Source organism: Lewinella sp. IMCC34191, assembly GCF_003390935.1.
GTDB lineage: Bacteria > Bacteroidota > Bacteroidia > Chitinophagales > Saprospiraceae > Neolewinella.
Genome location: NZ_QNQZ01000004.1, coordinates 330,055 through 342,534, shown reverse-complemented (window position 1 = coordinate 342,534; position 12,480 = coordinate 330,055). Strand labels below are relative to the sequence as shown.

Genomic DNA, 12,480 nt, shown 5'->3' with positions numbered 1-12,480 from the left:
AATCCATGCAAAACCCCTGTGTGTTAGCGGAGGTGATTGAGATTACGCGCATAGGTCTTGGGGGCGGGTGCCATTGGTGTACGGAGGGTGTCTTCGTAGGTCTGGATGGCGTAGAGCGGGTAGAGCAAGGCTGGATAGCCGCCGATCCGCCGTTCGGGGCACCGTCTGAGGCGGTGATTGTGCACTTTAATCCACAGAAAATTAGGCTTGAGACACTCATAAGCGTCCATTTGCAGACACATAGTGCGACAAATTCACATCCGCTTAGGGGGAAGTACCGGTCTGCGGTGTATTACTTTAGTGAAGAGCAAAGGCGAGAAAGTGAACAAATTCTTAGTAAGTTTGGTCGTGTACCCGATCAACCACTATTGACCAAGACACTTCCCTTCCGCACTTTCACTCCTTCATTACCCGAGCACCGGGACTATTACCGCAGCGATCCGGAGCGTCCGTTTTGCCGGAGATACATCACTCCGAAAATCGAGCGGCTACGGGCCAGCCAGCCGACCTTTTTTTAGCCGGAAAGCAATAAGGCCCCCAATCCTGCGGTTAAAACCCCGTTGAATCCATCATCGTGTTGTTCGGCTGCGGCCGGCGCACTATACTTACTCTCTGTTATTCCTAATCCGTACTACTCTCTATGAGCTTTTTCAAATCCCCCACCTTCAAGTACATGAAGAACTTCATCATCGGTGTCGGCGCGGCCGTCGTGATGTTGGGAGCTCTTTACAAAATCCAGTCTTGGGAAATGCCGACCATCGGTGGCGTAACCATTGACCTGCTGACCCTAGGACTCGGTGTTGAGGCTGGCCTCTTCCTGCTGATTGGTATCCTGGGTCCTGATCCCGATTACTACTGGGACAAGCTTTACCCCGGCCTGTCTAGCTACGACGGCGACGTAACCCCGCTCACCACCGGTGGTGCGGTTGCATCCGGCCCCCAGGTGGCGGCGCTGAACGGCGAAGTTGTCGAGGAGCAACTCGGCGGCATGCTCGTAGAACTGCAAACGATGTCCAAGAGCATGAGCAGCCTGAAAGCACTGCAGGAAGCCGACTTCAGCGGTACCAGCGCGCAGATCAAGCAGATGGGTAACTTCTACGCCAAGCTCAACGAAGCCATGGCCGACCTCGCCGCTACGACCGACGAGACCAAAGTGTACAAGAAGAACATGCAGCAGCTGAACGGTAACCTGACCACGCTTAACAACGTGTACGGCAACATGATCAGCGCTATGCGTGCCCCTACCGCCTAAGTATAATCCCAATTCTAAACCCTTTGGTTGCCGCTCCCGGGCGGTGATCTAAACCAACCCATTATATGTCAATTCCAAAGGAACCCCGGCAGCTAATGATCAATATCATGTACTTGGTATTGATGGCGCTGCTGGCCCTCAACGTCTCCGCTGAGGTAATGGATGCCTTCCAGACCCTCGACGAGGGCAATAAGAACAGTATCGCTACCGTCGACGAACAGATCGACGAAACCGTCGCCAGCCTTGACGATCTGCTGAAAGACGATTCCAAGGCCAAGTACCGCGTGCTCCAGCCCGCCATCGCCGAAATCCGGCAGCAGGCCGAGCAACTCGATAACTACGTCAGCCAGCTTTCCGATCAGCTCATCGATGTCTCCGGCAACAATGACGGCGTAGTAGACGAGAACGACTACATCGAAAGCCACGGCGTTCTTGCCCCTAAGGGTAAAAAGAACAAGGACGTGACCACCCGGCTTTTGGTACAGGGTGAGAGCGGACAGGTTGCCGAAGGTGAGGGCGAAGGCGAAGAGCTGAAGCGCCGCATCATCGAAACCCGTCAGGCCCTGATCGACGCCTACACCAATCTCCTCACCGAGAATGCGGAAGTGCTGCAGATCGACGACGAAGAGCGTGCCGCCCGCATCGCCAGCGTTGCCGAGAACATGCCCTTCAAGATCGACGACGAAGCCTGGCGCGAGGCTAACAACAAAAAGGTTAGCTGGGCCGACTACAAATTCGGTCACATGCCCGTTGCCGCGGTCCTGCCCCTTATGTCGCAGATCCGTTCCGACCTCAAGATCTCCGAAGCCAACCTGGTGAACGATATCGTCCAGATGGCCGGTGGTAAGCAGATCGTTTTCGACCAGTTCTTCCCTGTATTCCAGGCAGACAAGAGCTACGTCATCGGTGGTGAGCGCCTGAATGCCAAGGTATCCGTAGGTAGCTACTCCAGCTCCCTGCAGCCCGAGAACATCACCCTGCGCGTCAACGGACAGACCCTGCCCATCAAGGCTGACGGTACCGCCGACTTCAGCCTCGTGGCTAACGGCAGCCCCGGACCTAAAACCATCAAGACCTTCGTAGCCGTCAAGAACCCCCTGACCGGTGAGGTCATCGAACAGGATGGTGAGTTTACCTACGAGATCGGCACCCGCTCCGTTGCGGTGTCCGCCGACAAGATGAACGTCTTCTACATGGGTGTTGAGAACCCACTGTCTATCGCCGCCGCCGGTGTTGCTTCGAACGACGTTCGGGTAAGCTTCGGTGATGCGATCCAGGGTACCCCCGCCGGTCCCAATAAGTACATCGTCAAGGGTGTCCGTCCGACGGGTATCAACACGACGAACGTAACTGTCACGGCCAACGGCCAGACGCTGGGTACTTTCCCCTTCCGCGTGAAGCCCATTCCCGATCCGGTACCGACCATCGGTGGCCAGCAGGGTGGTGACATCGCCAACTCGACCTTCCGCGCCCAGCAGGGCCTGTTTGCCGAGCTGAAGAACTTCGACTTCGACGCCCGCTGTAACATCGCCGGTTTCAACCTGCTCTACGTTCCCGCCCGGGAGGACCCCCTGGTGTCTCAGAACCCCGGTGGTTCCTTCGCCGGCCAGACGGCCGCGCTGATCGGAAAGGCGAAGCCCGGAGATAACTACCTCTTCAAGAATATCAAGGCCAAGTGCCCCGGTGATGCCGCTCCGCGCGATCTGGGAACCATGTCCTTCACGATTCGCTAATCGTTTCGGCCCGCCGGCCGACACAAACCCACGGGCCCGTAGCTGCCAGCCAACTACGGGCCCGTATTTTGTATATCGCATACCATATCCGTCCCGAACAACGTTGGTATAAAGTCAGTATGATTAAATTTCAAACCCTCTCCCTCCAGATGAAGGCAGCTTATAACCTGGTCCTGCTTTGCCTGCTCGCGGTTTCGACCGCAGCCAACGCGCAGACCCCCACCAACTCCGAGCAGCAACCCAGCACGTTCACGCTTCCCGGCGCCGGTGAAGACAACCCCCTGATGCAGGACGGTGAATTCGAGCCGCCGATGAACGACATCGTCGAAAGTCAGTCGATCCGGGAGCGTCGGGTACTGCCCTACGAAAACCTGCGGGAAGCCGATATTATGTGGAAGCGTCGCATCTGGCGTGTTATTGACGTGCAGGAGAAAATCAACCTGCCCTTCATCAATCCGCAGCGCCCCCTGATCACGATCCTGCTGGAAGCCGCTCAGGCCGGTGACCTCCGCGTTTTCGACCCGATCGGCGGTGATAACTTCTCCATGCTGATGGACGATCGTACCCTCACCTCGATGGCCGGTGGTATCGACTCCGTCCGCGTACTCGACCCCGAGACCTACGAGGAAAAGATCGTATTGCAGGAGCGCCTCTTCGATCCCTCTTCCGTGAAGCGTTACCGCATCCAGGAAATGTGGTTCTTCGACAAGGAGAGCAGCACCATGAAAGTACGCATCCTCGGCATTGCCCCCATGATTCAGGAAACCACCGAAAGTGCCGGTCGTACGATCGAGCGTCCGATGTTCTGGGTATACTACCCCGAAGCCCGTCAGCTTCTCGCTAACGAAAGCGCCTATGCCTACGGCAACGACGCCGCTAACCGGAGCTGGGAGGACGTCTTCGAATACCGCTACTTCAACAGCTACATCACCAAAGCCAGCAACGTACTGGACGAGCGTATCGACCGTCCCGAGCGTAGCGGCCGCGAGCAGCTGCTGGATTCCGAGCGCATCAAGCAGGAGATCTTCAACTACGAACAGGATCTTTGGAGCTATTAATAGTACGGTAGTACGGTAGCCGCCCGCAGATCTTTAGCGAGGCAGATTGGACTTGGTCCGGTCTGCCTCGCTTTCGTTTTTCCCTCTCCCCCGGCCCCTCTCCGTAGGAGAGGGGAGTCCACCCGCTTTGATTTCACGAAGGGTTAAGTCTAAGCAGGTCGATTAAATATCCCGGGTCTGCCCCCCTCTTCCCCGGCCCCTCTCCGTAGGAGAGGGGAGTCAACCCGTAGTGTTTTGCGCAAGGTGGATATTACCTGGTAGAATAGGTACGGCGGGTGTACTCCCCCTCTCCATTGGAGAGGGGGGCGGGGGGAGAGGGACATTTAGCCAGCGGCTTGTTCCACCGCCAAAACCCTCGCCCCGATTAACCGGTTAGTGAAGGGTATTTCCCTTCCCCAAAAGCTCTCCCTTCTCTTGAATCCTACCGAGCAATTAGTGCAGCGTTACGCCGACAGTGAGCGCGTAGCGAAAATTCTTGACCTCACCCAGTCCGAAAAAAAGGCAGCACGGGTTCAGCTGAAAGGGCTGGCCGGAGCGCTGGAGAGCTTTCTGCTGGCCGGTAGCTACCGCAAGGCCGGCGGGCACTACCTGGTGGTGGCCACCGATAAGGAAGAGGCCGCCTATATCCAGAACAGCATTGCTTCGTTGTTGCCCAAGAAGCAGGTGCGGTTGCTGCCGGATAGCTTTCGCCGTCCACTCTACTTCGAGGTATTGGATAATACGAACGTGCTCATGCGCACGGAGACGATCAACTACCTGACCCACAGTCAGTCGAAAGGGGAGATCGTGGTTACTTACCCCGAGGCACTCTTCGAGCAGGTGGTAGCGCCGCGGGTGCTTACCGAGAGCCGCATCGAGATTACCAAGGGCGAAGATATCGACGTGGATACGATCCTGGAGGTGCTGGTGGAATATGGCTTCAACCGGGAAGACTTCGTGTACGAGCCGGGGCAGTTCAGCATCCGGGGCGGGATCATCGATATTTTCAGCTACGGCAATGAGTTCCCCTACCGAATCGAGCTCTTCGACGACGAGGTGGAGAGCATCCGCACCTTCGACCCGCTGCACCAGCTATCGGTCGAGAGCGTGAGCTACGTGAGCATCATTCCGAACATCAATACCAAGTTCGCACGGGACCAAAAGACGAGCATCTTCAACGTGCTGCCGGAGAATACCACCATCTGGCTCAAGGATTTTCAGTTGCTGCTGGACAAACTCGGCGAAGCCTTCAAAAAGGCGGACGAGTTCGGAAAGAACCTGAGCCTGATCGACGATAAAGAACTGAACCAGTTCTTTGCCAACCGCGCCTTCATCCGGCCCGGCGAGGTAATGGAAGACGTCAGCGAGAAGCCCATCGTATTCTTTAGCGACTACAAGCAGCCGGTCAAGATCGACCGAACGATCGACTGTCGCGCCAAGCCGCAGCCCAGTTTCAACAAGAACTTCGAGTTGCTCATCCGCAACCTGCTGGAGAATACCTCGTCGAATCTGACCAACTACCTCTTCACGGACAACGCGAAGCAGATCGAGCGTTTTTACGCCATCTTCAAGGACCTGAACGCGGACGTACGTTTCGAGCCCGTACCGGTGTCCATTCACGCGGGCTTCATCGACTCGGAGATGGAGGCGGCCTGCTACACCGATCACCAGATCTTCGAGCGCTTCCACCGCTATAAACTCCGCCGGGGCTTCACGCGAGACCAGGCGCTTAATCTCCGCTTACTGCGGGATTTGACCCCGGGCGACCTGGTGGTGCACATCGACCACGGGGTCGGCCGCTTCTCCGGTCTGGAAAAACTGGAGATCAATAAGAAGGTGCAGGAGTCCGTGCGGTTGGTGTATAAAAATAATGATATCCTGTACGTCGGCATCAACAGCCTGCACAAGCTGTCGAAGTACAGCGGCAAGGACGGACAGCTTCCCCGCCTGGACAAAATTGGCGGCGATCACTGGAAGAACCTAAAGTCGCGGACGAAAAAGAAAATGAAGGATATGGCCGGCGAGCTGATCAAGCTCTACGCCAAGCGCCAGGCCTCCCCGGGTCACGCCTTCCCCCCCGACGGCTATCTCCAAAACGAACTGGAAGCCAGCTTCATCTACGAAGACACCCCGGACCAGCTCAAGGCCACCAACGACGTGAAGGGCGACATGATGAAGCCCCACCCGATGGACCGGCTGATTTGCGGCGACGTCGGATTCGGTAAAACGGAGGTCGCTCTACGGGCTACCTATAAAGCCGCCGCGGATAATAAGCAGGTAGCGGTCCTTGTTCCGACCACCATCCTCGCTTTGCAGCACTACCGCACCTTCAAGGAACGCCTCGATGAGTTCGGCGTAACCGTAGACTATATCAACCGCTTCCGCAGTGCCAAACAGAAGACCGAGATCTTCAAGCGGCTGAAGGAAGGCAAACTGGACGTGCTCATCGGTACACACGCCATACTGAGTAAGCGGGCGGAATTCAAGGATCTGGGTTTGCTCATCATCGACGAGGAGCAGAAATTTGGCGTGAAAGCCAAGGAAAAGCTGCGCGCGCTACAGGTGAACGTCGACACGCTTACGCTCACCGCTACGCCCATTCCGCGTACGATGCAGTTCAGCCTGATGAACGCACGTGACCTATCCGTGATTCGCACGCCGCCACCGAACCGGCAGCCCATCCATACCGAGGTGCGGCAATTTAACGAGGAGGTGATCCAGGAGGCGATTCAACAGGAGGTGTACCGCGGCGGACAGGTGTTCTTCGTCCATAACCGGGTAAAGAGCCTGACGGATATCGTCACCATGCTGCGCAAGCTTTGTCCGGACGTGCAGTTCGCCGCCGCCCACGGGCAGATGGACCCGAAGGAACTGGAGCAGACCCTGATCGAGTTTATCGACCGCAAATACGATGTACTGGTCTGCACCAACATCATCGAAACGGGCCTCGACATCGCCAACGCCAACACGATCATCATTAACAACGCCCATCAGTTTGGTCTTAGCGATCTCCACCAGCTGCGGGGCAGGGTAGGGCGGTCCAACAAAAAGGCCTACTGCTACCTGATCGCACCTGCCCTGAGCGTACTGACCCCCGATGCCCGAAAGCGCCTCCGCACCTTGGAGGAATTCAGCGACCTGGGCAGCGGCTTCAACATCGCCATGAAAGACCTTGACATCCGTGGCGCGGGTAACCTGCTGGGCGGCGAGCAGTCGGGCTTCATCGCCGATATCGGCTACGAAACCTACCAGCGCATTTTGGAGGAGGCGGTACGGGAACTGAAGCAGGGAGAATTCAAGGACGTCTTCAAGGACACCATGACGGAGGGCAGCGACTTCGTCCGCGACGTCACCATCGAGACGGACACCGAGATGCACATCCCCACCGCCTACGTCGAAAGCACCCAGGAGCGGCTGCGCCTGTACCAGGACCTCGACAACATCGAGGATGAGGAAAAACTAACCGCCTACGCTAATGGCCTGAAGGACCGGTTCGGCCCCATCCCCCCCGAGGTCAGCGAGCTCTTCGACGGACTACGCCTCCGCTGGCTGTGCCGCGAGCTCGGCTTCGATAGGGTTGTACTGAAGAACGACAAGCTGATGTGCTTCTTCGTGGAGGATCCGCAATCGCTCTACTACGATTCGGCCATCTTCAAAGCGGTCAGCGGCATCATCGCCACCGAGGGCAAGCTGCGCGGCCTGCGGCTCAAGCAGACCCCCCGCCGGCTGGCGATGATCAAGGAGCGGGTGTTCAACCTGACCCAGGCGCAGGACGTGCTGCAGGCGCTGGCGGAGAAGGTTACGGAAGTCAAAGAAGAAAAGGAGCTCGCCCGGTAGGAAGGTGTCTCCGACAGCGAAGTACGATGCAGTCTCCGGCTGCGAAGTAAGCCTCTCTGACACAACCCGTGAAAGGGGGCAGGCGCAAACTGCATAATGATCACTAAATAAGGTTTAGGTGTAGTATGGGGAACCCATCCAGAAGGTGTCTTACCAGCCCCTTTCCTGCGCTCCGGCGCCCCATGTTTCATCCAGGTAGTGTCAGCGGTTATACGGTACGTAAAGTTTTTGCGCCGGGGCGCAGGAGGAAAGGTTAAATCCGACGAAAATGCCATCAGGCCCAGCCAATCCCCTTACCTTCGGACTACACTCACTATAGTATTTTTATGCGCTCAATATGCACGCTGGTGCTGTTCGCGACCATTTGGTCGGGAGTGGCGGGTCAGAGTTTGCCCTTCGAGATAGGAGTTCTGGATCTAAACACCGATGCCGCCCCGTACGGCATAAAAAGCCTGACCGAATCTAGCGACCGGTTCCTTTTTACTAATGATGACGGCTGTGTATACCGCGGCTATCCCGACGGAAAGACCGAGCTTATCTTATGCTCGCAGAGGGGCGAGGTAGACCTCATTACTAGCGGCAAATTTGGAAGTTTAGTAGCTACCCGCGAGGAGAGCAATGAGGGACTATTTCGCCAGTATTTCTACATTCCATACCGGAATGGGGCAGCGGTAATACATCTCATAGACGGCGACAACTCCTTCAGTCTAGGTATAGAGATTGGCAACAAGCTACTGTTTAGTACGAGAGACAGTTTGTACGCATTTGATGAACTCACCAGCGAAAGGGAAGTGCTAGGGCCGTACCGTGGTGTTCCGACCGCTACCTATGGCGAGCGCATGATTTTCCGGTCCGATAGTTCGCATTACGCACTATTACCCTACAAGTACGAACTTGTGGTAACGGACGGGACGGCCGTTGGAACCCGAGTTGTTGATCGGAACCGTGTAGATCACCCCAATCGGATGCTGACCAACGGGCGTCAAGTATTTTATCACCAGGACGATGGTATTTTGCGGATCTCCGGTTCAGACCCCTATCGTCCCGTTCGTATTGAGCTGGAAGACCTCCCTACCCTAAGTGAGTCTGCCTCGTTCCAGCAACTCTATACGCTGGATAGTTCGGTCTTACTCGGCATAAATAATTTTGGTAGCGGCTTTCAATTTTACCGTTTGGCGTCTCCATCCGATTCGGTAGCGAGCCGAATCCAGACCGGAGAAGCAGAGGCGACGGGGGAAGAGGTTTATTTTAAGTCTACCGTTTCTCTGGCAAAGGACTATCTGCTACTGCGAGGAACGGGGGAACACAATGGGAAACTATACGTCACTAACGGTTTGACCTCGAAGGCGACGATGATCTACGACCGTCCGATACCCGAATTCTCCGGCCACTCCGTCTCGGATTTCACCGTCATCACCGACACGAGCAGTACGCTTGCTATGATGGTTATCGACGGGGCTTGTTGTTTGAATAGCTACACTAGTTACGACGTCTACGATTCGCAAATTAATCCTGCCGAAATCATTGACTCCGGCAGGGTATGGGGGGCATACTATCTCCGCCGACTTCACATTTCGGATGATCTCGTACACCTCTACGACGCCGCAACCACCGGAGGGAAATCTATGATGTATGATCGTAGCAACCGTAGTATGGCAGCTCACCGGGGCGAAATGAAAGCGAACTTGGCCGCCAAACCTGCCCTGCGTAACGTTGCTGGATTCGCTTACGTCAGCGGTGAAGTCGATGATGCACACGGGATATTTAAGATCAGTGAAACTTCCGGCACCCTTGAGTTCCTTCAGTTCACACAGCGGGAAGACGACTTCCGAAACCTAAACAAAGAATTGTTTGCCCTGGGAGGAAAGGCGTACGTTGTTTCCGCGCTCAAGGAGTCTGGCGCAGTCCTACAGCGTGCGGATGGTGGTGCCTATATGACGGAAGTTGCCGATTTGGTCTTATCTACCGCAAGTTCTAACATTCAGGAAGTAGTGCAAACGCCGGAGCGGTTGTACATGACGTCGGGGACGGAACTGTACGCGCTTCACGGTGGCCGGGTTCGAGAATTCGACCTCGATACGGAGGCCTTCTATATCGGAGAGTATGTAGGCACTTACGACGGAAACGACGTCTTCTCTTCGTTCACCCACGTTTCCATTCCGCAGTCCAACACTTACATTCCCGTACAACTGTGGAAACGGCCCTCGGGCTATGGCAGGCAAGGTGCCGTTTTACTAGGAAAGCATTTATATCGCTGGGGGAGATACGTCTTTCCCTCCACCACCTATTACTTGCATCGGGTAGACTTGGAGACGGGTGAAATTGAAACGCTGAAATCCATAGCTTTGAGTGAGTTAAGGGGGGGCTACCCTACCTGGATGGGTATGCTGGGAGATAAAGCCTACGTAACCTGGAATGAAGAGGGCCGATTGGACCTATTCGAGATTGATGCGGAGAAGAATTCATTTATACGGACACCTGCTTTCGCCGAAAATTCTCCCGTGGGAGGAGTCCACCAGATCGGGGAAGCGCTGTACTGGATATCGGAACTTGCCGCTGAAAACAAACTAATGCGATTCGACGGCCCCTCGCAAACCGTGAAAACGCTGTCCAGTCTCGAGAGAGGAAGTCTGTTTGACAAGATCTACAAGTTTGGCGATCGGCTATTAGGAGTTAACGGCAACATACGTGACCTGGTGACCGGGGACACCCTATACGCTAATGGCGGTACCCACGGTAACAGCGTGGACGAGCACCGTAAAGTCGGCGATCGTCTGGTCTTTTCCACCCGGAGTGAAACGGCGGTTCTCTATAGCCTGGATGTCAATACGGGATCGGTCAAGCCCTACCGCAAACTGGAACGGTACGGCCCGGCCAGTTATCACGTCGTAACGGATATCATTGCTGCGGGAGACCGGCTGATCACCAAAGAAGAGTGTGGTCCGCACAGATTTATGGTCTACTACGAGAGTGAGACGGCGCGACCCTTGTTAATAGATACCATCCTTCACCGCGGGGGAGGACCCTTTCCCCTTCAGGAGTTTGCGGGCAAATTCTATTACCCAAATTACCGACAGGGTCTCGGCGTTGAGCCCCATTATTTCGACCTTGAGCCCACTACCCGTATCACGGGTACGGTTTACCTGGATGAAAATGAGAATGGGATTAGGGACGCGACGGAAATGCTGGTCCCTAGTTTCCGCCTGACCTTCATCTCCGAGCGAGAAGACGACGTCTTCGCCGGACCGGACGGACGTTTCACCTATCTGGCTCGCCCGGATACAAAGTACACAATTCAGACGGGTGATGCCGTATGCTATGAGCCGGTAAATGCCCAGGGGCAAACCACGCTGGATCTAACGAAAGACGGGAGTCGGACGGTGGACATTGGCGTGCGCTACACCGGTCGGGCACCGGAAACGACCGGGTACCTTGAATCCGGAATTATTCGCTGTAACCGGGAGGTACCGTTTTGGCTTACGGTGTACGAAGACCGGCACTGTGGTGCGGACGGCGGGCAGGTCGCAATCCGACTTCCGGAAGAGATTTCCATCGTTTCCTTGGACAATGACTATGTAAGGGCAGGGGACGGTTGGGTCCGGTGGAGTTACTCGGACCTGAATCCTGCCCAGCAATTTCAGGTAAACCTAGAACTACGGATGCCGAGTGAGGAATACGCGGGACAGGAGATTCGGATTCCAGTTGTCTTGTACGATGCCCAGGGGATACCCTTGCCGAATGCGGATACGCTGTATTACTCCGCCTTCCTCCGTTGCGCCATCGATCCGAACGACAAACTCACCCGGCCCCGCCGCCCGGAGGAATCCAACTCCAACTATACCCAGCTAGACGAAACGATCACCTACACGATCCGCTTCCAGAATACCGGCAACGACACAGCCTTCACCGTACGGCTGGAGGATAAGCTTTCCGGTGACCTGGATTGGGAAACTTTCAACCCTATCACCGCCAGCCACAACGACTACCAAGTGACCCTGCGGGAGGGCGGCAACCTCGAAGTGCTCTTCCCCAATATCCTACTACCTGACAGCAACACCAACGAGCCCGCCAGCCACGGCTTTTTCACCTTCGAGATCATGGCGAAGGAGGGCTTAGATGACTTCACCGCCATCGAAAATACCGCTGGCATCTATTTCGACTTCAACCAGCCGGTGATTACGAATACGGTGAAGAATACGCTGGTAGAAACGCTAGATGCGGACGCCGACGGCTACTACTTCTTCGAAGAGTGCAACGATGCCAACGCTGCGATCAACCCCGGGGTAGAAGACATTGCCGGCAATGGTATCGACGAAAATTGTGATGGGGTGGACGGGACCACGGCGGTGCTCAATTTCAGCAGTACGATCCTGGAGCTGGCACCGAACCCGACGGGGGACGCGGTGCGGTTGCGTCTGGCCAATCCGGGCGCGTATCGCTACGCGGTTTACAATACGCGGGGGAGGCTAGTAGCTGAGTCCGCGTTTCGCGCAGAGGCGCGTATTGACCTTTCGGATGCGCCGGCGGGGGTGTACCTTTTGCGTATCACGGACGAGGATGGGGCGGGGCTGACGCGTCGCCTGGTTCGCTACTAGGCCGGCGCCCGTTCGGCGCCCGGTGA

General features: G+C 56.0%; 6 protein-coding genes. All 6 read left to right on the top strand.

Features of this window, described 5'->3' with window-relative positions:
• The first annotated feature begins 5 nt into the window (after nucleotides 1-5).
• The 6 genes from DRW39_RS22895 (at nucleotide 6) to DRW39_RS10545 (ending at nucleotide 12,454) form a co-directional block, all read left to right on the top strand.
• Nucleotides 6-518 carry a peptide-methionine (S)-S-oxide reductase gene (locus tag DRW39_RS22895; RefSeq protein ID WP_116106999.1) on the top strand — a complete coding sequence of 171 codons (513 nt, stop codon included), beginning with the start codon at nucleotides 6-8 and terminating at the stop codon, nucleotides 516-518.
• Between the two features lie 122 nt (nucleotides 519-640).
• Complete coding sequence (locus DRW39_RS10565) at nucleotides 641-1,252, top strand: GldL-related protein (protein ID WP_116106998.1); 612 nt, start codon at nucleotides 641-643, stop codon at nucleotides 1,250-1,252.
• A 65-nt stretch (nucleotides 1,253-1,317) separates the two neighbouring features.
• Nucleotides 1,318-2,985 carry a GldM family protein gene (locus tag DRW39_RS10560; protein ID WP_116106997.1) on the top strand — a complete coding sequence of 556 codons (1,668 nt, stop codon included), beginning with the start codon at nucleotides 1,318-1,320 and terminating at the stop codon, nucleotides 2,983-2,985.
• Between the two features lie 119 nt (nucleotides 2,986-3,104).
• Complete coding sequence (gene gldN / locus DRW39_RS10555) at nucleotides 3,105-4,043, top strand: gliding motility protein GldN (RefSeq protein ID WP_232830121.1); 939 nt, start codon at nucleotides 3,105-3,107, stop codon at nucleotides 4,041-4,043.
• A 375-nt stretch (nucleotides 4,044-4,418) separates the two neighbouring features.
• Nucleotides 4,419-7,859: a transcription-repair coupling factor gene (gene mfd, locus DRW39_RS10550; protein WP_232830120.1), complete on the top strand. Its 3,441-nt coding sequence runs from the start codon at nucleotides 4,419-4,421 to the stop codon at nucleotides 7,857-7,859.
• A 326-nt stretch (nucleotides 7,860-8,185) separates the two neighbouring features.
• Nucleotides 8,186-12,454, top strand: coding sequence for a T9SS type A sorting domain-containing protein (locus DRW39_RS10545; RefSeq protein WP_116106996.1), 4,269 nt, complete (start codon nucleotides 8,186-8,188; stop codon nucleotides 12,452-12,454).
• The last annotated feature ends 26 nt before the right edge of the window (nucleotides 12,455-12,480 follow it).